24 protein-coding genes, 1 tRNA gene and 1 rRNA gene are annotated in these 25,386 nt (G+C 59.1%); 16 read left to right on the top strand and 10 right to left on the bottom strand.

Features of this window, described 5'->3' with window-relative positions; genetic code table 11:
* The 7 genes from rrf to B2G88_RS12535 form a co-directional block, all read left to right on the top strand.
* Window positions 1–113: ribosomal RNA gene (gene rrf / locus B2G88_RS12565) — 5S ribosomal RNA — on the top strand; the annotation flags it as partial.
* Window positions 114–238: 125 nt separating this feature from the next.
* Window positions 239–314 (top strand) — tRNA-Cys (locus B2G88_RS12560).
* Window positions 315–807: 493 nt separating this feature from the next.
* The gene (locus tag B2G88_RS12555; protein WP_087714924.1) at window positions 808–2,109 is read left to right on the top strand and encodes a sugar phosphate nucleotidyltransferase; all 1,302 of its coding nucleotides are present in this window, start codon (window positions 808–810) and stop codon (window positions 2,107–2,109) included.
* Entirely contained in the window at window positions 2,109–3,908 is a 1,800-nt protein-coding gene (gene glmS / locus B2G88_RS12550; protein WP_087714923.1) for a glutamine--fructose-6-phosphate transaminase (isomerizing), read from the top strand. Before B2G88_RS12555 ends, glmS begins: the two co-directional genes overlap by 1 nt.
* Before the next feature lie 12 nt (window positions 3,909–3,920).
* Window positions 3,921–4,202: a hypothetical protein gene (locus tag B2G88_RS12545; protein ID WP_176393232.1), complete on the top strand. Its 282-nt coding sequence runs from the start codon at window positions 3,921–3,923 to the stop codon at window positions 4,200–4,202.
* Window positions 4,199–5,353 carry a DUF4350 domain-containing protein gene (locus B2G88_RS12540; RefSeq protein ID WP_087714921.1) on the top strand — a complete coding sequence of 385 codons (1,155 nt, stop codon included), beginning with the start codon at window positions 4,199–4,201 and terminating at the stop codon, window positions 5,351–5,353. Before B2G88_RS12545 ends, B2G88_RS12540 begins: the two co-directional genes overlap by 4 nt.
* Window positions 5,350–6,411 carry an AAA family ATPase gene (locus tag B2G88_RS12535; RefSeq protein ID WP_087714920.1) on the top strand — a complete coding sequence of 354 codons (1,062 nt, stop codon included), beginning with the start codon at window positions 5,350–5,352 and terminating at the stop codon, window positions 6,409–6,411. The genes B2G88_RS12540 and B2G88_RS12535 overlap by 4 nt, the downstream gene beginning before the upstream one ends.
* An 81-nt stretch (window positions 6,412–6,492) precedes the next feature.
* On the opposite strand, the gene B2G88_RS12530 is transcribed toward B2G88_RS12535, so the two are convergent.
* The 3 genes from B2G88_RS12530 to B2G88_RS12520 are packed head-to-tail and all read right to left on the bottom strand — an operon-like array spanning window position 6,493 to window position 9,517.
* Window positions 6,493–7,452 (bottom strand): hypothetical protein, encoded by a 960-nt coding sequence (locus B2G88_RS12530; protein ID WP_087714919.1) that lies wholly within the window; start codon window positions 7,450–7,452, stop codon window positions 6,493–6,495.
* Complete coding sequence (locus tag B2G88_RS12525) at window positions 7,449–8,015, bottom strand: hypothetical protein (protein WP_087714918.1); 567 nt, start codon at window positions 8,013–8,015, stop codon at window positions 7,449–7,451. The genes B2G88_RS12530 and B2G88_RS12525 overlap by 4 nt, the downstream gene beginning before the upstream one ends.
* The gene (locus B2G88_RS12520) at window positions 8,012–9,517 is read right to left on the bottom strand and encodes a DUF58 domain-containing protein (RefSeq protein WP_054863504.1); all 1,506 of its coding nucleotides are present in this window, start codon (window positions 9,515–9,517) and stop codon (window positions 8,012–8,014) included. Before B2G88_RS12520 ends, B2G88_RS12525 begins: the two co-directional genes overlap by 4 nt.
* Window positions 9,518–9,619: 102 nt before the next feature.
* On the opposite strand from B2G88_RS12520, the gene B2G88_RS12515 reads away from it, so the two are divergent.
* Both B2G88_RS12515 and B2G88_RS12510 read left to right on the top strand, forming a co-directional pair.
* A complete protein-coding gene (locus B2G88_RS12515) occupies window positions 9,620–11,947 on the top strand; it encodes a hypothetical protein (protein ID WP_087714916.1) in 2,328 nt (775 codons plus the stop codon).
* Window positions 11,948–12,041: 94 nt separating this feature from the next.
* Window positions 12,042–13,145, top strand: coding sequence for a DUF1616 domain-containing protein (locus B2G88_RS12510; RefSeq protein WP_087714915.1), 1,104 nt, complete (start codon window positions 12,042–12,044; stop codon window positions 13,143–13,145).
* Here B2G88_RS12510 and B2G88_RS12505 read toward each other — a convergent pair.
* Both B2G88_RS12505 and B2G88_RS12500 read right to left on the bottom strand, forming a co-directional pair.
* Complete coding sequence (locus tag B2G88_RS12505; RefSeq protein WP_054863499.1) at window positions 13,134–13,637, bottom strand: metal-dependent hydrolase; 504 nt, start codon at window positions 13,635–13,637, stop codon at window positions 13,134–13,136. The genes B2G88_RS12510 and B2G88_RS12505 overlap by 12 nt on opposite strands.
* Window positions 13,630–14,265: a hypothetical protein gene (locus tag B2G88_RS12500; protein ID WP_054863498.1), complete on the bottom strand. Its 636-nt coding sequence runs from the start codon at window positions 14,263–14,265 to the stop codon at window positions 13,630–13,632. The genes B2G88_RS12505 and B2G88_RS12500 overlap by 8 nt, the downstream gene beginning before the upstream one ends.
* A gap of 103 nt (window positions 14,266–14,368) precedes the next feature.
* Between B2G88_RS12500 and B2G88_RS12495 the strand changes: the two genes are divergently transcribed.
* The 5 genes from B2G88_RS12495 (at window position 14,369) to B2G88_RS19165 (ending at window position 17,593) form a co-directional block, all read left to right on the top strand.
* Window positions 14,369–14,695 (top strand): PqqD family peptide modification chaperone, encoded by a 327-nt coding sequence (locus B2G88_RS12495; RefSeq protein ID WP_245835371.1) that lies wholly within the window; start codon window positions 14,369–14,371, stop codon window positions 14,693–14,695.
* An 8-nt stretch (window positions 14,696–14,703) separates the two neighbouring features.
* A complete protein-coding gene (locus B2G88_RS12490) occupies window positions 14,704–15,219 on the top strand; it encodes a lasso peptide biosynthesis B2 protein (protein ID WP_087714914.1) in 516 nt (171 codons plus the stop codon).
* A complete protein-coding gene (locus tag B2G88_RS12485) occupies window positions 15,216–17,120 on the top strand; it encodes an asparagine synthase-related protein (protein WP_087714913.1) in 1,905 nt (634 codons plus the stop codon). The genes B2G88_RS12490 and B2G88_RS12485 overlap by 4 nt, the downstream gene beginning before the upstream one ends.
* An 86-nt stretch (window positions 17,121–17,206) precedes the next feature.
* On the top strand, window positions 17,207–17,362 hold the full coding sequence (locus B2G88_RS19615; protein ID WP_176393231.1) for a hypothetical protein: 156 nt from the start codon (window positions 17,207–17,209) through the stop codon (window positions 17,360–17,362).
* A gap of 72 nt (window positions 17,363–17,434) precedes the next feature.
* On the top strand, window positions 17,435–17,593 hold the full coding sequence (locus B2G88_RS19165) for a lasso RiPP family leader peptide-containing protein (protein WP_140408863.1): 159 nt from the start codon (window positions 17,435–17,437) through the stop codon (window positions 17,591–17,593).
* A gap of 105 nt (window positions 17,594–17,698) precedes the next feature.
* On the opposite strand, the gene B2G88_RS12480 is transcribed toward B2G88_RS19165, so the two are convergent.
* From B2G88_RS12480 to B2G88_RS19160, 5 genes are all read right to left on the bottom strand, one after another.
* Window positions 17,699–18,628, bottom strand: coding sequence for a hypothetical protein (locus B2G88_RS12480; protein WP_087714912.1), 930 nt, complete (start codon window positions 18,626–18,628; stop codon window positions 17,699–17,701).
* Window positions 18,629–18,716: 88 nt separating this feature from the next.
* Window positions 18,717–20,630 carry an ABC transporter ATP-binding protein gene (locus B2G88_RS12475; RefSeq protein ID WP_087714911.1) on the bottom strand — a complete coding sequence of 638 codons (1,914 nt, stop codon included), beginning with the start codon at window positions 20,628–20,630 and terminating at the stop codon, window positions 18,717–18,719.
* A 1-nt stretch (window position 20,631) separates the two neighbouring features.
* Entirely contained in the window at window positions 20,632–21,957 is a 1,326-nt protein-coding gene (locus B2G88_RS12470; RefSeq protein WP_087714910.1) for a nucleotidyltransferase domain-containing protein, read from the bottom strand.
* Between the two features lie 9 nt (window positions 21,958–21,966).
* Window positions 21,967–22,914, bottom strand: a complete 948-nt coding sequence (locus B2G88_RS12465; RefSeq protein WP_054863487.1) for an SDR family oxidoreductase — start codon at window positions 22,912–22,914, stop codon at window positions 21,967–21,969.
* On the bottom strand, window positions 22,901–23,146 hold the full coding sequence (locus tag B2G88_RS19160; RefSeq protein ID WP_140408862.1) for a hypothetical protein: 246 nt from the start codon (window positions 23,144–23,146) through the stop codon (window positions 22,901–22,903). Before B2G88_RS19160 ends, B2G88_RS12465 begins: the two co-directional genes overlap by 14 nt.
* A 145-nt stretch (window positions 23,147–23,291) precedes the next feature.
* On the opposite strand from B2G88_RS19160, the gene B2G88_RS12460 reads away from it, so the two are divergent.
* Together B2G88_RS12460 and B2G88_RS12455 are read left to right on the top strand one after the other, a co-directional pair.
* Window positions 23,292–24,230, top strand: a complete 939-nt coding sequence (locus B2G88_RS12460; protein ID WP_054863486.1) for an NAD-dependent epimerase/dehydratase family protein — start codon at window positions 23,292–23,294, stop codon at window positions 24,228–24,230.
* Window positions 24,231–24,498: 268 nt separating this feature from the next.
* On the top strand, window positions 24,499–25,341 hold the full coding sequence (locus tag B2G88_RS12455) for a hypothetical protein (RefSeq protein WP_087714909.1): 843 nt from the start codon (window positions 24,499–24,501) through the stop codon (window positions 25,339–25,341).
* The last annotated feature ends 45 nt before the right edge of the window (window positions 25,342–25,386 follow it).

Here is a 25,386-nt window from a genome sequence, read left to right as displayed (position 1 = left end):
CAGAGCGGCGAGGTGCCTCCCGTACCCATCCCGAACACGGAAGATAAGCTCGCCTGCGTATCGGTTAGTACTGGAGTGGGCGACCCTCTGGGAACGCGGATTCGCCGCCCCATTCATACTTTCATATTGCTTCACAGAGCGACGGCAGTGCTCTGTGGAGCTTTTTGTATTTTGGTCAAAACGTCATTCCGACAGACCGCTACGCTTAAACGAACGCAGTAATTACAAACAGTTGCGCGCCAAGGTGGCAGAGTCCGGCCGAACGCAGCGGCCTGCAGAGCCGCCCACCGCCGGTTCAAATCCGGCCCTTGGCTTTTACACATTTCCTTACAACTCGAGACAACAGGTCTTATATAATTTTTTGAGACCAACCCACTGTCAGGTGGATCGACTCCATCGGCTCGTTGTCAGACTCGCTGTTCATTTCGATGATTTCCATCGCTACGTCTTTCGCATGTTGCTGAGAAATTGGCGTTTATTTGCTTTGAACTGGCTCGAGTTGTTCGATCCGTTCGGTGCACTGCTTATGGGATCGATTGAGAGCACGCATGAATCGCGTCTACTCTGTTAGAGTGTCGTACTCACAGCGACTCTGCCATTCGAACAACATATTCAGTTCATCATTCGTGTCCAAACTTGCGGTTTTCAAGTCAAACTCGTTCGGTGGGAGGCGACACCGTGTTCTATCAAAGATGTCTCTGTCACTGGGTTTGCTCCCCAATTTGATTCATCAACTAGTGTATAACTTACACACTATATTTAGTTGTATATAGAGTTAAGTACTGAGAAAAATATGGTGCAGATATCATGAGTGCGTTCTCTGCAGTAGTCCTCGCAGCAGGTGAAGGAAGCCGCCTTCGTCCGCTTACTCGAAATCGACCGAAACCGATGCTTCCTGCGGCAACAAAGCCGATTCTTGCTCGAGTATTTGATCGTCTTATCGATGCTGGCAGTACCGATATCACGGTTGTCGTTGGCTATCAGCGTGAGCGCGTCCAGTCGTATTTCGGTCCCTCATATCGAAATGTGCCGTTGACGTACGTGAGACAACGGACTCAACTTGGGACTGGACATGCGTTGCTCTGTGCTCGAGATGCGGTTTCTGGGCCGATACTTGTTATCAATGGGGACCAACTCGTCGATCAGCGTAGTATCGAGGCAGTCCAGTCAGCACATAGGCGGACGGATGCAGTAGCGACGCTTGGTGTGTTACGCCGACACGATGTGAGTGAGTATGGTGGGGTTTTGCTTGAGCAAGCGTCTGATCCAAGAGCTGACACTGCTGACGCTGAGTCAACAGTGCCAGTCGCTGAGTTGGTCGAACAGCCACGAGATGAACGAGGGTATCGGCTTAATGCGGGCGTCTATGCACTCGAGCCTGCGATATTCGATGCAATTTCTGCAACGGAACCGCAGGCTGGCGAGCACTCGTTGATCGATGCGATTTCGCGGATAATCGATGCTGGGGCCACGGCGGACAGACCGGTTCAGGCCGTCGAGTCTGAGGGACTGTGGGTCGATGCAACATATCCTTGGGACCTGTTGCGTGTTGGATCGAAGTTACTCGACCGAGGCGTTGCTACTGGTCGAGCATCGGTTGATGACACGCCGAGCGCCGATGGTGGGTCTGGGGTATCCAGGGCTGCGTCTCGAGGCGACGGTGTGGGTCCCGAAGCGTCAATTCACGAAACAGCGGTTATCCGGGAGCCAGTTGTTATTGAACCCTGTTGTGAGATCGGTCCGGGCGCGGTGGTTGGGCCATATGCATGTCTCGGTGAGAACGTGACAGTTGAGGCAGACGCAGTCGTGACACACAGTGTATTGGATACGGATACACGTGTCCGGACGAATGCGACCCTCGTCGAGTGCGTGACGGGACAGGGCGCCGAAATCGGTGTCGGGACGACGGTTACTGGCGGGCCAGGTGATGTTCGTGTCGGTGATCGGGTCTTCGAAGCAGTCTCACTGGGGGCGTTGATCGCTGACCGAACTCAAGACGAGGGTGATGTGACGTATGCGCCGGGGACGATTGTTGGTCCGGATGTCCATGTCCAGGCTGGGGCGACCGTCCGTGGGACTGTTGAGGCAGAAACGGAGGTACGATCCTGATGTGTGGCATTATCGGCTATGTTGGAGGGACCAGTGGTGAGGCGGACGTACTCGACGTGCTCATGGATGGGCTTTCTGGCCTCGAGTATCGTGGCTATGACTCGGCTGGCGTCGCTGTTGCAGAGCCTTCGATTGCCGTTCGCAAACGTGAGGGGAATCTGTCGGCACTCGAGGAGGCACTGACGTCGGACAGTCTCGATGGAAGCGCAGGGATTGGTCATACGCGCTGGAGTACACACGGACCGCCATCCGATGTAAACGCACACCCACACACGGATAGTGAAACGCGAGTTGCGGTGGTTCACAACGGCATCATCGAAAATTATCGTGCGCTCCGTGATACTCTCGAGACACGCGGGTACGTGTTTGAAAGCGACACTGATACTGAGGTTGTCCCAAATCTGATCGTCGACGCGCTCGAGGACGGACTCGATTGTGAGGCGGCATTTCGCCACGCAATCGCCCAACTCGAGGGGAGTTATGCGATTGCAGCGGTATTTGCGGGCAGCGAGACGGTGTATGCGGCCCGTCACGAGTCGCCGCTTGTGTTAGGCGTTGGTGAGGATGGCCACTATCTGGCCAGTGATGTGCCGGCGTTTATCGAGTATACGGATCGGGTAATCTATCTCGATGATGGCGAGTTCGCGACGATCACACCGGAGACAATCACAGTTACCGACAACGATGGCACGGTCGTCGACACGTCGGTTGAGACAATCGAGTGGGATGCGGAGGATGCGGGCAAAAGCGGCTACGACCACTATATGCTCAAAGAGATTCACGAGCAGCCAACGGCTGTTCGGCAGTGTCTTCGCGAGCGCGTCGCGGAACTCGAGCGCTCGATTTCGGTCGAGTCACTCGAGTCGCTTGCAGTCCCAGAGCAGGTCCAGTTCGTTGCCTGTGGGACATCCTATCATGCGGCGTTGTATGGGGCACAAATGCTTCGTCAACGGGGGATTTCTGCGACGGCGTTTCTGGCGAGTGAGTACGACACGGATGCAGTGCCTGTCGATTCGGAGACGCTCGTTATCGGTGTGACACAGAGTGGTGAAACTGCGGATACGATGGGGGCGCTTCGGAGTGCAAACAGCGCTGGATCGACGACGCTTGCCGTGACGAATGTCGTCGGTAGTTCGGCGGCTCGAGAGTGCGATCACGTGATGTACGTCCGTGCGGGCCCGGAGATCGGTGTTGCAGCGACGAAGACGTTCGTCTCTCAGCAGATTGCACTCGTACTGGTCGCAAGTGCGCTCACTGGTGAGTACGATAGTCAGTTAGTCTCAGCACTCAGGGATCTGCCTGGAAAGCTCCAGACGGTTCTCGATGAGTCACAGGCTCGAGAAATCGCTGCGGAGTTTTCTGATGCAGGTGCGTATTTCTTCATTGGGCGCGGGCACAACGCCCCGGTTGCCCTCGAGGGGGCGTTGAAGATGAAAGAGATTACGTACAAACACGCCGAGGGCTTTGCAGCCGGTGAGTTGAAACACGGGCCACTGGCGCTCGTGACTGGGGAGACGCCGGTGTTCGCGCTCGTGACGGCTGGCTCGAAACCGACGAAGACGCTTGGCAACGTCAAAGAGGTCCAGACTCGCGGTGCGCCAGTCGTTGCAGTGACCGACGGCTGTTCGGATGTCGAACAGTACGCGGATCACGTTCTCGAGATTCCAGCGTCCCATCCGGCACTGGCCCCGATTTTGGGCAACGTCCAGTTACAGCTGGTCTCATACTGGGTGGCACACGAACTCGAGCGATCAATCGACAAGCCACGGAATCTTGCAAAGAGCGTGACTGTCGAGTGAGGTGGCCGTACGATGGCAACTGAGCGTCGGATGCAGTTCGTCCACTGGCAACTCGTCTGGATGCTTGGGTCGATCCTCGTGTTGGTGGTGTTCGATGCGCTCTCGCTCGAGTCGGTGTTCATCTGCTCGCTGATTGGACTGTTGATCATCACCGAGCTAACCGCACCGTTTGCGGTTGAGCCGAGTTGGCGAAAGCGATTGCCATGGCTGGTTATTGCAGGGCTGGTCGGGTTTGCCGTCGTTATCGGCCGCTGGCTCCTTGCACTTCTCCCACCGGAGATGGTTGGACTATGAGCGGCCCACCAGACCGCGATCACAACGGATCTGCCACGGATGTGCGTACTGACGCCGAGAACGCCGGTTTGGACCTCACAATCGAACTCGAGTGGTCTCGAGTTATCGTGATTGGGCTGGCACTCGCCGTCGTTGCAACGATTGGCGTCGGTGCATCGACCTCGACAGCGGTGTTCGGTCCGTTCAACACCGACTGGGATGGGACGAGTGAACTGCGAACGACAGTGGCAGCCGATTCGGACACTACGTTCGAACTCGTTCGCCAGCCGAGTGCGTACGACGAGTATTCGACGGAAACCGTTGCACTCGTCGCTGCGCCGGAGCGACCGTACGATGAGGCGAGTAGCGACGCACTCGGGCAGTTCGTCGACCGCGGCGGGACACTCGTTGTCCTCGAGAGTGGTACTGCACACGGTGACTCACTGCTTGAGGATATCGGGGCGACGGCACGTATCGACGGCCAACTGGTGCGTGATGAGTACCAGCATGCGGATGGCCCGATGATGCCGATTGCAACGGCTGCGACCGACCACACTCTCACTGGTGAGGCCGAGCAGATAACGCTCAACCATGCGAGTGTCGTCGATATTGATGGGGACGGCCAACACGAGGGCGACGTAAGGGTTTTGTTCGAGACGAGTTCATTTGCCCGCCTCGAGTCTGACTCGGCTAGCGGTCCTGACTCACAACCGGTTGCGACGGTCGAATCGGTCGGTGATGGTCGGGTTGTTGCTGTTAGTGATCCGAGTCTTGTGAGCAATGCGATGGTCGACCGAACGGATACCAACGCGTTCATTCAGGCACTTTCGGCGGATGCAGACCGAGTGGTGTTCGATGTGTCTCACGGTGAGTCGTTGCCACCGGTTGCGAGTGCGCTTATTACGGTTCGAACATCGCCACTGTTGCAGGTCGCTCTCGGGATCGCCGTAATCCTCACGGTGGGGCTATCGACGAGCCAGGGTGTTCGGCGGACGGGGCAGGCGCTTCGAACTCGAGTTCTCGAAGCACTCGCGTCTGCTCGTTTCGACGGGCAGTCCGAACGCCACCGTCTCGAACGGTCATCGACTCGGATGCAGCGGCCACGCTCTCAGGATACTGCTGAGCGAGCCAGTGGAACGACTCAGAACGACACTTCAGGTGGACATCAATGACAAACAACGACATGATCGATGGCGAACAGTCTGCTAACCGAACTGACGATCCAGCCAAACTCTACGAGACGCTGCAAGCGGAAATCGGCCGCGTTCTCGTCGGGAACGACGATATCGTCGAGCAACTGACCGTTGCGCTGTTGACGGGTGGACACGTCCTCATCGAGGGCGTCCCCGGTGTTGCAAAGACGACCGCTGCAACCCTCCTCGCACAGGCGACCGGCCTCGAGTACAGCCGGATCCAACTGACAGCCGACGTCCTTCCTGCAGATATCACCGGGACGACGATCTACCGCGAGGGACGCGGCGAGTTCGAACGGTTGCAGGGACCAATCTTTGCAAACGTTGTCGTCGCAGACGAGATCAACCGGGCAACGCCGAAAGCCCAGTCGGCCCTGCTCGAGGCGATGGAAGAGAAACAAGTGACAATCGAAGGGCGGACGTACTCGCTGCCGACGCCGTTTCTCGTCGTCGCGACGCAAAACCCACTCGAGATGGATGGTGTGTTCGAACTCCCGGAAGCCCAGCGTGATCGGTTCCAGTTCAAACTCGAGATGGGCCTACCGGATCGAGACACTGAACGCACATTGATCGAGCAGTTCGAGTCGAATCCAAATCTTGGCCCTGAGTCAGTCGATCCAGTCGTTGGGGCTGGCGAGTTGTTGCTTGCACGTCAGTCCGTTCACGAGCGCCATGTCGCCCCCGCGATCAAATCGTACGTTCTCGATCTGGTTGCGGCGACGCGGACGCACCCACAGGTCACTCATGGGGCGTCCCCACGGGCAACACTGGCGTTTATGACCTCAATCAAAGCTGCAGCGGCAATTACCGGTCGAGACTACGTCATCCCGGACGATGTCAAGCGGTTCGTCACTCCGATTCTCGCCCATCGGCTCGTCTTGGCTCCCGATGCTGACCTGGCTGGGGTTACCCGGACGGCCGTTATCGAGGATATACTCGAGTCAGTCGAGCCACCGGGAACTGACACACTCGGGGACGCCACGACGGCGGGCAGCGGCTCGGAGTCGACTGCAATCGAGCACTCTACTCTCGAGTAAGGAGTGTCGGTGTCGGTGTGGACGAATCGATTCCCAGACAGTCTCCGCTCCGATAAAACAGGCCGGCCGACTATGAAAGTCCTACTTGTCGTCAGTCTTATCGTTACGCTCCCAGCGACACGTCAACAACCAGTCTGTGCGATTATCGGCGGCAGCAACCTCGAGTGTGATCGGCCGCTCGAGACCGATTGCGAGGCTGACAGCGAGAAATGAGGCGACAGGGTGGTCGAATCGGTCGCAGTCGCCGAACGTACTGTCGGTGATCGCGAACGTCACTTGTTCGGGGCCGACTGCGGGTTCGGCGCGGGCAGCGAGTTCGAACTGCTCGACCAGCGCGCTGGTGAGTTGCGTTGCTAACGCATCTGGAGTCCTCGCGCGTTCGGTGGTGAGTGCGTCATCGAACTCCTCGAAGAGGCCGAGACCGCTTGGCTCGAGGCGGAGTCCCCGGTGGTCGGCGGCAGTGACGATTGGATCGCTGTCGCCGTCGACAGTTTCGGGTGGGTGGTACTGCTGGGAGCGAGGGACGATCAGTCGACACCCGGGACGGTTGCCCTTGGTTGGGACGTAGTGGCGGTTCTCACTCAGGCCGAGTGCATCCGTGAGTCGCGCCTGGTTGGTCGCGAGTGCAGTGTAGATTCGCTCGCCGATATCGGCGGCGACGAACTGTTCTGGGGCGAGATAATAGGTCAGAACCGCCCCGATCAGCCCCGTTCCACCGAGTGCGAGAAGCACGTCCTGTACGTTTGGAAAGGCAACTGCGCCGCCGATTGCACAGAGTCCAATGGCGGCGAGTCCAAGCGCTCGCTTTCGATATCGTGACTGGCGAACCCGGCCGTATTCTGCACGGAGGTGGTGATTTTCGGCCTCGAGTTGCTCGAGGCGGGCACTGAGTGTTGCTCTCGAGGGGCCATCGGGTGTTGTTGAATCGGCTGTGTTGTGTCCGTTTTCGCGGCCGGTTTCGGCTGGCTCGTCACGGTGTTTGGTCGTCTCTTCGATGCCCCGGTGGGTGGCTGTCTCAGTATCGGTGTGCGTGGGAGTCATGAATGCGCAGCTGTCTCGGCGTCATCGGTGGGGTCGGTACCGTGTTCGACCGCGGATCCGTGTTCGCCTTGGTGGTTTGTGCTCTCGAGGGCTTGCTCGAGGCGGTATCGTTCGTATCGGTGACAGAGCAGTGTGAGTCCGACTGTACAGATCAGTACCGTCAATCCAGCGAGCCACAGACTGGCCGGCCGGAGTGTGTAGACGAGACCAGCGAGTGCAACCAGGCACGCGATACTCGCAAGTGCGAGGAAGCGGTGCCGACGCGATGGGGCTGGGCCGCTGTCGCTGGCGAGCAATAGCGCGTATCCCGAAATCGGGAGCCAGTGGGCTGTCTCGATCATCGTTCCCGTTTCGGTTGGTGCACTGGCTGCGAGACCGATGAAGCCAACCGCGACCGCATACGGCGTTCCTAACGCGAGCCAAGTGAGGATGACTCCGATGCTTACACCAAGCCCGATTGGACCGGCACTCACCCAAAGGCCGATGACGATGAGACACAGGGCGATGAGCGGTCCCGGTCCTCTCAAGGAGGGACCGGATGTCGCGCCGATGAGTGGATTCATCGGTGCTCACCTCGAGTGATTGTCTCGTGTTCTGCCTCTGTCGTCGCTTCCGTGTGTGCGGTCGTGATGGAACGGACGGTGATTCCGTTCTGTCGTGCAAGTTGTCGCCGGAACTGGGCATCCTCGAGTGCGTCGGTGTGTGCAATATCGGTCTCGAGTCCAGCGGGAGATCCTGTTTCGGCTGGGGCATGTCTATCGTCGGCAGGAATCTGTGAGGGGCGAGGCTGTGGTGATGACGACGGCGTCGCGAGGCCGACTGTGACGTCACCATGTGTTCGCGCGAGCGAGACTGCCCTGTGGAGATCAGCAGGGTGAGTGCCAGCCGAGAGCAGCGTCGTTCGCTGAGCAGTCACTGGTCCACTTCGACGGAGACGCAGTGCCTCGGTGAGTGACTCGACCGACCGATAGTTGCCGTCGGTGCCACGGACTTGTTCGTCGTAGAACGGACGAAGCATCGAGACGAACGGGTCATCTTCTCGAGTTGTCGTGTCGGTCGTCGGTGGCGGACCAAGATTCGCGAGATGAGCGCGTGCCCGGTCAGCGGTGAGTCGGCAGTTGGCTGTGTTCGCTGTTGTCTGTGTCTCGGGAGCGGCCTCGAGTTCGTACAGCCGATTCTGGACGGTTCGATAGCCGTTGTCGGTTGCGGTCGGGTCGAGACTAGCGGTGAGTCCATCGTCGCCGAGAATGAGCACTCCGATGGGATCGCGGTTTCGTGATGCACGGGAGACGACTGAGAGCGCGGCTGTCTGAAGGGCAGTCCGCGTGTTCGCATCGGCTCCGCGGTGGTCGACGATGAGGTGTTCGGGCTGGCTCGTCGCTGTCTCGAACTCCCTGATGTAGGTCGTCCCAAGCCGTGCCGTTGCTTTCCAGTCGATTTGCTCGAGTGAATCGCCGGGGACGTACTCCCGTGCGTATGCTGGATGACCACGGGTTCCCAGTCGACTGCGGGAAGTGTCGCTGGCGGCTGCAAACTGCGTTCCTGCCGTCTTCGCTTGCGTGGGCGCTGCTGGGCTCGTCTCGACAGTGATTGAGCAGTCCTGTTCGAGTGAAATCGTTTTTCGAAAGAAACCATCTGTCGCCGTGATCGTCACCCCATCGAAATCGTAGTGACCGGCGACTGGCCACGAAAGTGGCTGTGAGACGCGTGCTGCGGACATCCCTGGCGTGAGCGCAAGCGTTGGTACGTCTCCCTCGAGCGTCGCGGTCGGTGGCACAGTGGCTTCGAGTGTGAGCCGCAGTCGACTCGGTGTCGCAAGCGTTGCGGTGACCGAGTGCTGTACGGTCGCGCCAGCGCGGACGGTCGTTCGCTCGAGTTCCTGCTCGACATGGAGGGACTCGAGGGTCCGCTCGAGTTCAGCAGCGAACGCGAGGGAGCGAGCGAGGAGCCAGCCACAGAGTGCGCTTGCACCGAGTAACACGACGACCGAGTCAAACAGTATTGCCAGTCCGACGAGGGCGAGGGCAAGCGCCCCACACGTACGCAGTCGTGTCTCTAGATGCATTGTTGGCTCCCGTTGGGACCACCGGTCGGCCCCTCCGTTGTCTGTACACATACAGCTGATTCAATTGAATAGCTTTTTGATTTTAGGTACGAATGAGTGTATGTGAACGTCGACTGGGCTCGTCTTTGCGTCCTCGTTGCACTCGTCTGCTGTGTCGGCCTCGCCGTCGCTGCTGGCTCGAGCATCGCCACGAGTTCGACCGTGCCAGCGGCGAACGACAGCGATCCTGTCGTCCACCTCGACCCCGCGGAGTATGATGACGATGGCGACTACGATAGCCTGCAAGCGTGGTTCATCGATGATCTTGAGGACCGATTACAGCGCAGTTCGGCCGCGATTGCGGCTGGAACCATCGATGACGCACGCGTGCCGCTCGATGAGACGTACGTCGAGCGCGTCGACCAGTACGAGACACTCGTCGCCGAAACTGGTGCTGCCGGCGAGTTAGACGAAGCGGACCCACTTTCTGAGGCCCAGGCTGGCGGACCCGAGACACCACTCGAGACGCGGTCAGACGACCTCGAGCCAGCAGACGTCGTCGACGCGTTTGAACAGACTCGAGTCGAGCAGCTAGCTCTGATCGAGGCAGTCGACAGCTACGATGACACTGAAACGGCATACGAACAGGCGATTGACGATGGCAACGAGGCTGGGGCCCTCGAGCATGCTCGTGAACTCGATACCCTGGCTGCCGACGTTGATGTGGCAACCGAACGACTCGCAGAGCATCGGTCGGTGATCGACGCTCTCGCGGCAGTCGATGGGCCAGCACTAGCCGAGTCGCTTGCTGATCGTCCCCAGTCCATTCAGGAACGCCAAGAGACTATTCGGGAGGCACAGTTTGCTCCGACAACGCTTACGGCTACGGCGGATGCCGATTCGGTCGGGCCGACGGAGACGGTGACGATAACTGGAACCCTCGAGACTGCGTCCGAACCAGCCGAGTCGTGGACCGAGATTGACTCACTTCCACTCGAGATCAACGGTGAGTCACAGTCGGTAGCCGTCGATGACGGGACGTTCACTGTCTCGTATCAGCCGGACCCGCTGTCTCCTACTGTCGACGAGATTCCAGTCCAGTATCGGCCAGCGCCCGGAATCCCCCATCAGAAGACGGAAACGACGGTTCCGGTCGCAGTCGACGCCGCGCCAGCCACCCTCTCCCTCGATGCTGACACCGATCATGGCTACCAGCCCTCGTCACTCCCAGACGACGACCTCGAGTCGGGTGTCGCCTATGGCGAGCGGATTGGGCTGTCAGGAACGCTGACAGCCAAGAACCGCTCGGTCGATGGGGCACCAGTCACACTGACAATCGGGGACACCACACTCGGCACCCTCGAGACCGAATCGGGGACACTCGAGGGCGATATCGTGCTTCCAGCGTCGGTCCCAGCAGGCGAGCACGAACTGATTGCAACGGTCGACGGCACTGACCGCGCGATTACGTCGGCGAGTGCGACACACGACCTGACCGTCAGAGAGAGCGAGACGGCACTGTACAGTGAGGCTGTCCGAACTGATGACGGCGACCTCGCAGTTGCGGGGACGCTAACGACGCTCGAGGGGACGCCAGTTCCGGGCCAGCCGGTAGCGGTCACACTCGAGGGCACTCCTGTTGGAACGATCTGGACCGATGCTGGCGGCCAGTTTTCCGAGACACTCTCGCCAGGGTCCGTTGCTGTCGACCAGCAGGTGACCGTCAGCTACGACGGCACCAACACGAATCTGAACGAAATTGCCGTGACGACGTCTGTCACCGATGGGCAGTTACCGACGCTCGTTGCGGGTGTCGACGGGTGGCCGAGACTCGCGGTCGTACTGGCCGGTGCCCTTGCCGTCCTCGGTGCTGCCGGGAGTGGTATTTGGTACAGTAGCTCGAGCGTTCGCCGTCGCTTCCGGTCACGCTTCGGTGTGGGACGCAAGTCGAAAAGCCAGTTTGGCTCGAGCGCTGGCGCGGCGACTCACTCGACTGATGAGGGCCACTCCGGTGAGACATCGCTAGCGCAGTCGACACTCTCATCCACTGTCGAGGCAGCCGAACCCGATTCTGGCTCTGGACCTGCACCCACGTCGTCAACAAAAAGTGATGACCTGCTCGAGCAGGCCGACGACCGCCTCTCGAGTGGACGGACGAACGAGGCTGTTGAACTGGCCTATGCAGCGGTTCGGCTGCAACTCCATACAACAGTGGCTGGCGAGACGGCGCAGTCGCTGACTCACTGGGAGTTTTACGAGCGCTATACTGGCCCGCAAACTGACGACCTCGAGTTGCTCACATCGCTGTACGAACGCGCTGCATTCGGGCCAGCGACAGTCACGGTCGAGACGGCCGAAGAGGCACTGCTCACCGCACAGGCACTGCTCAAACTCACGGACGATAAACCAGTTGACCTCGACGCGCTGGATGGACTCGTGATCGAAACCTGAGGCGGTCTCCTGTCAGTCAGTATCGCCGTACTCAGCGGACGTGTTCCAGCTATAACATCACTTAATTTTTGTACCTGAACAGTGATGTCTGTGTATGTCGAACAGGCAGTTACATCGTGACCACCGCTGGTGGCGTTTGCGGGCCGTGCCAGTCGATCTGGTCGGTATCACCGCCCTCACGATTTGTACCGTTGGTCTGTCCCTGTTTCCCGGTCTCCGTGGGACGGCGCTCCACCTCGTTGCCGGAGTGTTGTTCGTCCTGTTCGCTCCCGGATATGCCTTCGTTGCGGCGTTATTTCCAGCGGCTGGCACTTCGCCGACTGCTCAAGATGCGTCTGTTCCGCCGACGACCACCGAAACCGCGGGCACTGACTCGAGTGTGGCCCACCCTGCGGCTGCAGCCTCGAGACGAGACGGGATTGACGGCCTCGAGCGCCTGATTCTGTCGGCGGCACTCAGCGTTGCACTCGTTCCGGTTGTCGGCGTCGGGTTGCACGTCACGCCTTGGGGGATCCAACCCGAGACGGTCACGGTTGCACTTGGGGGCCTCGTACTCGTTGGAACTGGAGTCGCGGCAATTCGGCGGCTTCGACTTCCACCCGAGGATCGATTTCGCGTTCCGTACCGACGATGGCTCGCGGTCGCTCGAGACGGCGTGGTCCACCCACCGACGCGAGTCGATGGGGTGCTCAACATCATCGTCATCATCGCAGTGGTACTGGCTGTAAGCACGATCACCGTCGCTGTCGTTGCCCCGTCAGCGATTCCTGGGGAGGGTTCCAGTCCGGGTGAGCAGTTCTCCGGCATTGCTTTGCTCACTGAGGATGACGACGGCGACCTCGTTGCCGACGGCTATCCAACGACGCTTGCGCCCGGTGACTCCACAACCCTCGTCGTCGGCCTCGACAATCACGAACACCGCCCTGTCGAGTACTCCGTTGTCGTCCTCGAGCAACAGATCGACCGCCACAGCGAGACGAACGTGACGGTCACAGAGCAGCGCGAACTCGAGCGATTCGAGACGGAATTGGCACACAATGAGACGTGGCATCACCGTCACGACGTTCGTCCGACGATGACGGGCGAGGTCCGACTCGTCTGGGCGCTGTATCTCGACGCAGTACCGGACGATCCCTCGACCGACACTGCAGCAGACGATGTCTCGATCTGGGTGGATGTGACTGACTCAGACGGGTGAGGGACTGTTTTCGCGTCGCAGGCGGTACCGCCAGAGACAGAAGGCGGCGATACCAGTGACAGCGGCCGGCCAGCGATCCCAACTGTAAAACAGTCCACCGGCCGGCGGCTGATACGTCGTTAGCGGCCAGAAAACCGGGTAGGAGAGGCCGGTTCGTGAAAGCAAGATGACGTCGAAAACGTGATGCGAGGCAACGCCGACTGCGAGCAGGCACGCCACTCGCCAGCGTTCTTTTGGCTCGAGCAACAGACTCACGAGCAGGACTGTTACGACTGTGCCACCAAGCGTATGTAACGCGAACCAGTCCCAGGGGACGCCAAAGCGACTGACCATCGTTCGCCAGGAGACGACGAGTTCGATCTTCGCGAGGTCAGGCAGCGCTGCCCCGACCATGACCATCGTCACGTGTGCCGGCCGAATCCACGTAACGCGAATCGAGAGTGCTGTGCCGAGACAGTAGCCGACGAGAACGTGTGTCAGGAGATCAGCCATCTGTGTCTCCCTCGTCGCAACCGTCGCTGGCGGCTGGACTCGCGTTAGTGTTCGTAGTCACGTGCGCGCTCATATTCGTCTCTCGAGTCGATGCTCCGCTCGCGTTCTGGTGTGTCGCTACCTGGGTTCGGGTTTGGGTTCGAGGGACCAAGGCGAACTGGTCGCGGTCGAAGCGCCAGCCACGGCCGAGACGAACGACAATCCAGCAAATCGCGAGTATCGAGACGGCGTACATGTAGGTCGCTTCCCAGGGTTCTCTGGCCTCGCTTCCGACGACAGCAATCGTCGACTCATCGCGGAGGGTGCCCGTGACGAGTTCGTACGACCCCACCTCAGCCGGCGCGGTATACCCCTCGAGGACGACCGTTGTCGACTCATCACCGTACTCGACCTCGAGTCTGACGGGATCTGTGTCGACGATTGTGCCGGTTGCGGCGACCCGCTCACCGATGTACTCGTCAGTTGCTGGCCCAAACTCGGACTCGTCTGGTAACTGGGCGCTCGCCGAATCCGGCGGACCGGTTATACCGTACCACACGAATAGGCCGCTGAGAATCCCACCGAGCAAGAGAATCGCGAGGAGTCGTCTGGCCTGTCTGTCCGTCTCTGCTGTTCTCGTGAAATCCATCGGTGTCTCGTCTCAGTTCTCGAGTGTCTGTGTGTCCGCTGCATGAGTGTTTCGGACTTGAAACAACATATATTTATAGTGTGAAGGATGGAATAAATAAGTGATGACTATGGGGGATACTGAATCGATTCCAGTGACGGCGGCAGTTGTCGCAACCGAGGACCATCTAGCGACAACAATCGACGGTGAAACCGTTCTCCTCGAACTCGAGTCGGGGACGTACTACGGCTTCAACGAGGTTGGCTCACATCTCTGGGAACTCGTCCAGGAGCCACGGACTGTCGAGAGCCTCTGTGAGACGATTCATGCGGCGTACGACGACGTCTCGGCCGAACAGTGCCGACGGGACGTTCGCGACATCCTTCATGAGATGATCGATGCCGGACTCATCGAGGTTGAGGCCGACAACAACCCGGCGACACAGGAGTAACGAAGTACATGGGACGGATAGCCGGCTTCCTCGCGGTCCCGCTCGGGGAGAAGTTCCGACTCCTCGTAGCAGCCACCCTATTAGTGCTGGCTCGAGTCGCGTTCGCACTCCTGCCGTTTGCACCGTTTAGACACGGACTGCTGGTGATCGCGCGCCCGGTCGCTCGCGTTGTCCCCGGTTCCCCGTCGCCCGCACACGTCGCCTGGGCGGTCGACACTGCTGACCGGTCGATTCCAGGCCATCGAACCTGTCTAATGCGATCCGTTACTGCCGAGACGATCCACCGACTCTACGATCACGATATCGTTCATCGAATCGGCGTTGCACCTGCCTGCGGTGAGGACTCCGACGACGAACCAGCGTCTGAAACTGGCAGCGACCACGCCAGTCTCGAGGCTGACACACCAGCGGGCTTCGAAGCCCACAGTTGGATCGAGTACGATGAGTCGGTCTTGCTCGGTCATCTCGAGGACCTCTCACGGTTCGAACCGCTTCCACCACTCAATAGGCGTGAACAGCCATGAGTGCACTCCTCGGACTGCTCGACCGCAACGGAGACCCACTCGAGGCTGGCATACTCGAGCGAATGCACGAGCGACTGGCCCATCGGGGACCGGATGGCGGCGACTGCTGGCAGGCGCGTCGAGTGGGACTGGGCCATCAACTGCTTGCAACGACACCACAGGCCCGCGACGAGCAGCCGTATCGCGATGGTGACCTGGTGATTACCGCGGATGCTCGCCTCGACAATCGCGCGAAGTTACTGGCGGCACTTTCGGGGTCGATGTCGTCGCTCTCGCCAGCGGCCCCCGATAGTCACCTGCTACTTGCAGCCTATCGAAAGTGGGGCACTGCGTGTGTCGAGCACCTGATTGGGGCCTTCGCGTTTGCCATCTGGGACGAGCGAGAGTCACGCCTGTTCTGTGCGCGCGACCACGTCGGCGTCAAACCGTTTTATTACCATCAGACCGATGCCACGTTCGCGTTTGCAACCGAACTCAAGGCATTGCTTCCCCTCTCGAGCGTTCCGGGAACTATCGATGAGCGACGGATCGGTGACTTCCTGACGGGCCGACTCGAGGACGAGACGATTTCGTACTACGAACACGTCCAACGGCTTCCACCAGCACATGCGATGGTCGTCACGCCCACCGACTGCGAGTACTGGCAATACTGGAGCCTCGACCCGTCGAAAACGCTTTCGTGCCCATCGGATGCCGCCTACGAACGTCGCTTTCGGGAAACGTTCGAGGAGGCCGTCCGCTGTCGACTCCGTACTGCGGGGGAAATTGGCTCGGAACTCAGTGGCGGTCTCGACTCCTCGTCGGTCACTGTCGTTGCTCGAGATATCCTCCCCGATGACGAGCCACTCCACACGTTCTCGACGGTCTTCGATGAGGCCGACTCGAGTGACGAACGCGAGTATATCGAGGCTGTCACCGACCAGTCCGGGATTGTCCCGCATTTCGTTCGACCAGATGGGATCGGTGTACTCGAGAACGAAGCAGAGATGCTGACGTACTTCGACCGACCGCCACACAACACGCTCTACTTTTCGGTGTGGGAACTGTCACGTCGGACTGACGAAGTTGGCGTCGATATCGCCTTAAATGGCGTTCTCGGCGACTGTACGTCGAACTACGGCCTCGGACTGTTACCGCAACTGTTCCGGACCGCACGCTGGCGACATCTCAGGCGTGAACTGCAGGCAATGGGCGAGCACTTCGGGACACCGGCGAGCCATCTGTTCGTTCGCCATGTCCTCTTTTCGCTCGTTCCAGATTCAGTTCGACGCACGTATCGAACCCATCGTGGCAAGCCCATTCTCGAGGCGCAGGCGAATCCTGCGTTGAATCCCGTATTCGTCGACCGGATCGGCCTCCGCGAGCGCTACCAGTCGCTTGCTGGATCGCACTCACTCCGTGTCGCGACTACCGACCGACTCCGCCAGTATCGTTCGCTCACCTCCGAACGCCACGCCGCCAATCTCGAGGCAATCGACCTGCGCTATGGGGCGTTCGGCGTCGAACCGCGCTATCCCTTTGCGGATAAACGCTTGCTTGAACTCTCACTGGCAATGCCTCCCTCCCAGCAGTTTCGTGATGGTTGGACGAGAGCAATTGTTCGTCGGTCCCTTTCCGACCTCCTGCCGCAGTCGATCCAGGAACGGCCCTGGAAAACGATGATGGACGAAGCGTTCTGGAACGCACTCACAAACGAAAGGGAGGCACTCACCAACCTGCTCGAGAATCCCGGTTCTCTGGCGCGCTATCTCGATATGGATGAACTGCAGGCCGCATCCGACCGTTTTGAAACGTCACCCTCGAGTCGCGATGCTCGGACACTCTGGCGTGCTCGCTCACTTGCGGCCTGGCTCGAGGCATGGCCACACCAAAAGCAGCCGACCGCACTCGAGCAGTCATAAGCGCCCGCAGTTTACCACTTCTCTCCGTTCAAGACCAATTTATTAGGCACTAAATTTTATTGCTATACAGAATAAACTATACGGCGATGTCCGACAATACATCACGATACGACCGTCCGGAATTGACCGAGTATGGTACAGTCGAAACGCTCACGCAGAACGACAAAGTCGGTGACAGCGAAGATGCAGTGACGGAGGCAGCGGCTGACACCGGTGTGTCCATCACTGGATCCATCTTCTAACACCACGCAACCGATTTTATTTTATACTCAAGACAGTTAATATTATAATGGTTGGGGGCCATGTATTAGTTGATGTCAGATAGCACATCACCACGGTACGAACGGCCAGCACTGACCGCATACGGCACAGTCGAAACACTCACCCAGAACGATAAAATCGGTGACAGCGAAGATTCGGTGACGGAGGCGACTGCCGATGCTGGGATGGTCATCACCGGTTCGATTGTCTAACTGCGCCCATAGACACCACGCTGGCCGGAAGCGATGAATCGCCGAACGAATGCAAAACAGTTCGCAGGCTGGCCGTTCCCCCTCCAGTAAGGGGGTGGGGGATCGTCAGTCAATGCTGTTTTTCTGCGCACTTGGTGCCATGTGGTCGACAACTGCATCGATGACTGCAGGCAACTGTGTGTGGTCCTGTGGGCGAGTGAGCGTTGCGAACGACGACGCCGATGCAATCGCTGTACATAACTCGAAGTTGTCCGCAACGGTGTCCGTCTTGGCGAGCAGTCCGCTAGTATACGTCTGTGCAATCACCTGTAGGACTCGATTCTGTGCGGGGACTGGCTCAAACGCGATTTCGGGTCCCGTCTCGAGGAAATAACATCGTGTAAGCGGTTTCGGTTCCTGAACGGTATCGACGGTTTTGTATCGCTTCTCGGCGTCTCCCTCCTGTTCTGGTTGAGTCGTTCCTTCGAGTGCGAGTCCGTCGATTGCATCCGGTAGCAGCCGTACCTGTGGGATGCCGGGGACGACGACGGGCTGTCCTGACTCGTCGAATCGGATTCCAACGAGGTCATCCTCGAGAACCGGGTATCCCTGCTCGTGAAACGCAACGGCGGTTGTGGATTTCCCGGCCCCTTTCGGACCGAGAAAGATCGCTGCCTCGTCGTTGATGGCGACGGCACTCGCATGGAGGACCAACTCTCCGCGCTGATGGACGAGCATACAGATGAGTTCGTTGGCAAAGAGCCGACGGATGAGTTTGCGCGGACTGTCTCCTTCCTTGAGTTCGGCTGCGGCGTCGAAGACGATTCGATCCCCATCTTCGACGAGAAACGAACCGAGTCCATCGTAGCTGAACCGACAGCGGCCAGGTTCGGCCTCGATCCGTCGGCGACCCACGCTGGGAACTGACTCCGGAACTCGTTCGACAGCTCCCTGGCGAAACACCGCGTCGGCCGGCTGAGTGGTCTCGGACCGTGGAAACTCCGGTAACTGAATCGACGACTGAATCTCGAGTCCGTACGCAGCGTACCGATACATAGTCTGTATTCGAATCCACTGTACTTTGTAGTAACGACTTTGTTATGTGAATACTAGTGGCACCGTCTCGAGTGGCTAGCAGCGATGCCTACAGCGACTGGGCCGGTTCGACCTGTGGCTGATACAGTGTTGCATAGTGTGTCTCACCAGCGATCAGTTCGGCGTGTGTCCCTGATTCGACGATTTTGCCGTCAACAACCGTATAAATTCGGTCTGCATCTCTGACGGTCGACAGCCAGTGGCCGATAACAATCGTCGCGTACTCGCGGTCTGTCGCCTCGAGCCCCTCGAGAATGGCCTCCTCGGTCGGCGAGTCGAGTTCGCTCGTCGCTTCGTCGAGGATCAAGATGTCGGCATCAGTGAGCAGTGCTCTTGCAATCGCAATTCGCTGTCGCTGGCCACCTGAGAGGCGAACACCATCGTCGCCGAGTTGGGTGTTTACTCCCTGTGGTAACGTCTCGAGAAAGGCGTTCACTTGACTAATCTCGCAGGCACGGGCAATGGCGTCGTCACTCGCAGTTGGGTCGGCGATTGCAACGTTGTCACGGACAGTCCCGGTAAACAGAAACGGTTGCTGTGGGACGACGGTCACTCGTTCGTACCACGAGTGCCGGTCGAATTGGCTAATCGACGTCCCGTTCGCCCGAATCGTCCCCGCATCCGGCTCGTACAGTCCAGACAGCAGCGACACAATCGTCGATTTGCCGGCCCCAGAGGGACCAGCCAGTGCAATCGTTTCGCCACGCTCGAGGCGCAGTGAGACGTCGGTCACTGCTGTTCCGGCGGCGTCCTGATCGTACTGGAACGTGACATCGTCCATCTCGAGTGTGGTCGTCGGTGTGGGTGCTGGTTCCGACCCACTGGATTCAGCGTGCTGGTCGAACGCCTCGATGAGTCGCTGTGTGCGGACAAGATGTGGCAACGCGCCATCAATCGAGTACAGCGTGTTGTTGAGGCCACTAATCAGCGGCGAGAGTCGGAACATTGCAAACAGAAAGACTCCAAGTGCGGCAAACGACAGCGCCAGGTGAGCAACCGCGAGATAGACGAGCACAAAGATCACGAAGGCATTGAGGAGTTTCGTGATCGCACTTAACGCAACCTGATTCCGCTCGAGTCTGACGAACGTCTCGATGAGACGGTCGTGTGCGCGGTCGTACTCGGTAGTGAGTGTCGGTTGCATGGTGAACAGTTTCACCTCGTATAGCCCGCGCGTCCCGGCGTTGACGAGCGACTGGATCCGTTCGTTCGCTGTGGCGACTCGGTCGCCGATTTCGTAACCGGGTGCGAGGGCGTACCGACTCACTCCGACGACGGTCCCGAGGACGAGTATCGTAAGGACGGTCAACGTCGGCGAGATCACCAGTGCAACCGTCGCGTAGACGACTGCGAACAGTCCCTTTTCGATGACCGAGAGGATATCGCCGATCAAGCGTGCTGACGTTCGAGCCTCGGTGATAATCGTATTGGTAATCTCGTCACCGTCGGCCTGATCGAGGTAGCCGACTTCTGCAGCCAGCAGTGACTCGTAGGCGTCCCGTCTGAGCGAGGCCATATACTGCTGTGTCAGCGCCGCTTGTATCCAGCCAACGAGAAAACTCACGCTATATCGAAGCGTCATGACTGCAGCGAGGCCGAGCAACAGCGTTTCGAACGTGGCCGTAATCCCAAGCAGTTCGTAGCCGTCGACGAAGTACGCAAGCGGTCCCGTCGCCTCCTCACGAAGCGTCCCACCGTCCTGTGCAACCTCGATGATCGGCAGGAGAAACGTCAGCCCAACGCCCTCGAACACCGCTGCAACCGCTTTGAGGGCCAGAATAACGCCAACTGTTACTGGCCGAAAGACGACGACCGTCCACAACGCCTCGAGTTTCTCGCGAAGCGTTGGTTCGCTCGATTCGATGGTCGTCGTCTCTGCACTGGTGTCATCGTCGGTATTGGGGATGTCGCTGCCATCGTCGCCGTCACCGACACGGCCGGTCGCATTCACGCTGTTGGTCATGTCAGGACCATTGGGTCTCCGTGTCCGGGTGAGTCTCCGTTCGGAATCGGTCGAACACGCCGCTTGCGAGTCGGATCGGTCGGACGAGACGATACAGTGGCGTCAGTGGCCACGGAATCGCGACCGCTTCGACGTCTGAGCGATTCGGGCCGAACAGCCACGACAGCCAGAATGAGGCTTTGTCCCGCCGTCGATCTAGCGTCCGCGCCTGATACTGGCGTTCATCGAGCAACCAGTAGGTCGTCTCATCGAACAACCGCTCGTGGACGTGCGTACACAACGCCTCGAGTCCAGGTTCGTCTGCGATCAGACGGTCGATCCAGTCGGGAAGTCCCACTGCAAAGAGAGAGTCGACGACCGCCAGTCCGACCAACAGTTGCCGCTCGCAGGTGTGCGCTCGAGCGCGTCGGACGATTGCGTCCCAGTCGAGACTCTCATTCTCGAGGCAGCGACTGACGTCACACCACCAGTGGAGTCGCTCCCAGCGGTGGCGCGTGCCATGAACACAACTCAGCAAGAGTCGGTCGGTGGGGGATAGTACCGGCATCGAGGTGCCGGCAACGGTCAGTTCCTCGCGTCGGTCCCACACCGACTCGAGGTCGAACCCGGTTGGAAACCGCCGTGCGAGTACACGCCAGTGAAGTTCGACCTCGATTCCGCTCTCCGTGTGTTTGAACGTGTACTCGCGCCCGAGACGGCGGTAACACCGCTCCTGTGAGACGGTTAATTCGTCAGTTGAGTCGAGCACGTATGCCGGTTCGTACCCGCGCTCGAGCAGGATCGATTTGATGACGGGGATGTCCTCGCGGTCGACGAGCAAGTCTAGGTCACCGAACTCTCGCTGGCCGACATCGCCGTAGCCGAGTTGGGCCATCACCGGCCCACGATAGGGAATCGCGCGGATGCCCGTCGCCTGAAACGTCGCCGACAGCGACGCGAGTTCGTGAAACTGCTGGAGGTTTCGTCTGGCAACGAACGCGCTTCGCTCGCGCAGGCGTTCGGACACATGCGCTGGAACGCTGTCTACGACGGCTGTCGAATCCTCGGTTTGTGGTGCTATCGTCGATTCTGTCTTAGTATCTGTCGACTCGGGTGGCGCTGTCGATGCCTCCTGGGTGCCCACGGAGAGCGCCTGTGCGGCCGTCGTCTCACGGAGCGCCGCCGCAACCTGCGGGCCGACGGAATGGCGTCTCGTCAACTCGAGGACCCGGTCCCACTCGAGTGAATCTGTCTCCGGTCTCTCGTCGGCTGGAACGGCTGTCCCGCGGTGCCACGCCTGAAGACAGCGAACGATGAATGCCCCTTCTTTCGAGTATGTGTCCCCCATGGTACTCTGTTAGACCGTTGGTGTCTGCTGGCCTCGATACCACTCGAGTGTCTGCTCGAGGCCGGCATCGAACGAGACCGTTGGCTCGAATCCCAACGCCGATCTGGCGGCCGAGATATCCGCCCTCGAGTGTTCGATATCGCCCGAACGCGGGTCGACGTGGACGATTTCTGCATCCGTTCCTGTCTGTTCCTGTATCCGCTCGGCGACCGCCCGAATTGTGACCGACTCACCAGTGCCGACGTTGAACGCGCGGCCAACGGCGTCAGTCGTCCCCGCGAGGCAGTTTGCCTGCACGATGTCGTCGATGTAGACGAAATCCCGCGTCTGGCTCCCATCGCCTTCGACCGTAATCGGCTCACCCGCCAGTGCCTGCTCGAGAAAGACGCTAATGACGCCGCTGTAGGGGCCAGCAACCTGTCCCGGCCCGAAAACATTGAAGTAGCGCAGTGCCACGACCTCGAGGCCGTACTGTTCGTGATACTGGCGTGCATACTGATCGACGGTGTGTTTGTCGATGCCGTACGGCGAGGTGGGCCTCTTCGGTGCCGTTTCGTCGATTGGGACCGTCTCCGGATGGCCGTACATCGCTGCACTCGAGGCAAGCACGACTCGTGCGTCGTGGTCTCTGGCTTTCTCGAGCAGCGCCAGCGTTGCGTTGACGTTGATCGCGTGGCTAGTCGTTGGCTCGTCGATAGATCGCGTGACGCTGACGAGTGCGGCTTCGTGAAAGATCAGGTCGACGCCGTCGATTGCTCGCTCGAGTGCTGTCTCATCTCGGATATCTCCTTCGATGAACGTGGCTTCCTCAGGGACATTCGAGCGTGATCCCGTTGTGAGCGCATCGAGAACGCGGACGTCGTTTTCGTCGACGAGCGCTCGTGTCAGATGGCTCCCGATAAACCCTGCACCGCCAGTAACGAGGATTTGCTTCCCCGTGATTTCAGTCGTCGTCATGGACCTCTGTTTCCGTTGTTGACGCCGTGGATGGCCGTGGGTTCGTCTCCGATGATGTGGTGACTGCTGACTGTCGTGAACGCTCTGAGAATTCAGCTCCAGTCCCCCATAGCACGATCTGGGGATCTGCAGTCTCTGTACAGACAACCGCATCGTACCCCTTGTACGTCCCATACGCCAGTTCCGGACACGCCGGGCAGTTGATTTGCTCGAGCGGCACTCGTGTACTCATCTAATTTCATATTCTATAGCACTAATATGAATATTTTGGAACCCTACTATATTAAAAGAAATATCTACAACTACTCTATTTGAGATTAATATTGTACATTCATGACCGAAATATATTTTACCTCGACACTGTTCCGTCTGAACTAATGGAACGCGTTCTCGTTACTGGTGGTGCAGGATTCATTGGCTCACAACTGACCGACCGACTCCTCGAGCGCGGTGATGAGGTCGCCGTCGTCGATAACTGCTCGACCGGTCGCCGCGACTGGGTCCCCGACGAGGCGACCGTTTTCGAGCGTGATCTCACCGATTCGGACGCACTCGAGGGTGTCCTGACTGCGGATATCGACCGGGTGTTTCACCTCGCGGCGTCGAAAGCCGTCGATGCCGATGCGCCACACGAACAGTTCCGGCGAAACACGCGGATGACGGCAACCGTCTTACAAGCCATGAACGAGGCTGACGTGACGGAACTGGCCTATACCTCTTCGTCGACCGTCTACGGCGAAGCACCGCGACCGACACCCGAGGACTACTCACCACTCGAGCCGATCAGTCTGTACGGCGCGAGCAAACTCGCCGACGAAGGGTTGCTCTCGACGTATGCGCACTCACACGATTTTACGGTCTGGAACGTCCGATTCGCGAATATCGTCGGCCCACGACTCCGAGGGGCCGTGATTCCGGATTTCATCGAAAAACTCCGTGACGATCCGTCGACGCTGACGATCCTCGGTAACGGTCGGCAGGAAAAATCCTACATGCACATTACAGACTGTCTCGACGCACTTCTCACCGTCGTCGAGACCACTGACGACCCGATGAACACCTACAATCTCGGGACGCAGACGACGACCTCAGTCACCCAGATCGCCGACATCGTCAGCGACGAACTCGGTCTCGAGCCGACCTACGAGTACACTGGCGGTGACCGCGGCTGGGTTGGCGACGTCCCGAAGATGCGCCTCGGAATCGAGAAACTGTCTGAGCTGGGCTGGGAACCACGCTTCGAGAGCGACGGTGCAGTTCGACGTGCAGCCGCGCAACTGCTCGCAGAGTTCGAGCGCCAGCCACAGCCAGCCTGACTCGAGTCGTGTGAGCGGGTCGGTTGGGACGCTTACCACCAATTGCTTGTCGTCCGCCCGCTACGGTCTCGAGCAAAACCACAATATATTCAACAAAATCAGTACATATATTAGTGAATATAACTGCGATACGAACGAGAGACGATATGCCGTACTGCATCGACGAACGTGGATTCACCCACTTGAGAGAGCCAGAATCGCCGTTCGGGGCCACGAACGTCTCGAGGACCGGGAGGACAATGATCTGGTCGCAGATGAGTGAGAACGAATGGCGGGGCTGATCACAACCGCTGCGGCGGTCAGGCGCGAGGAAGGAACCTGGAGTCTCATCAAGAAAGGCATCCACCGAACGACGTTCAACCACGCCTTGCTTGGAATTTCTCCGGGGCTTGCACTAGGAACGTGGGATCGCTGGCACAGCGTCCGAAACCGCTATCACCAACTCCGACGTCGTCGTGCACCCGAACGCTACACTGACGCCGATCCGAACAAACGATTCACTGTTTCGCCCGACGCGATCACCTATCGCTTTGCATCCGACGAAGACACTGTCGTCGACCGCGACCACTACCGTGGACTGGTCAGTGACGGGTCCTGGGACCGAAATCGCGTTCGCATCACTGACCGAACGTTCTACCGGTCCATCGCCGCCGTCTACGATCAGGGCCACGACTGGGCTGAGACTCCCTGGTATCAGGATGCACTCGAGGCTATCGATTCCGGCGGCCGAAAGTGGGGCTGTGGCTCGCGGGCAGAACTCGGTGAGCAGTGTGCTCACGTTGATCGCCTCTATGCGGCCATGGACGACCACGGCTACATCTCACAGCGTGACCTCGTCGCACAGGGTCTCGATCAGTTCCCGCTTCGAGATCCCGTCCTCAGTATCGGACGTGACGGCGAACTGTTGCACTTCAATGACGGCAATCACCGACTTGCGCTCTCGAAACTCCTCGAGGTGGACGAAATCACCGTTCGGATCGGCATTCGACACGCCGAGTGGCAACGCCTTCGCAATACACTCCGTGAAACCGGCCCCGAATCGCTCGATCCCGCCGAGAGAACCCACCTCGAGCATCCCGACCTCGCTGACCTCCTCGAAGACAGCCGATGATCGCTTTCGCCCCCGTTGTCGTCACTCGAGCGGATTTCCACTGAG

It is taken from the genome of Natronolimnobius baerhuensis (genome assembly GCF_002177135.1).
Classification (GTDB): Archaea; Halobacteriota; Halobacteria; order Halobacteriales; family Natrialbaceae; genus Natronolimnobius; species Natronolimnobius baerhuensis.
This window is presented reverse-complemented; position numbering and strand designations above follow the sequence as displayed.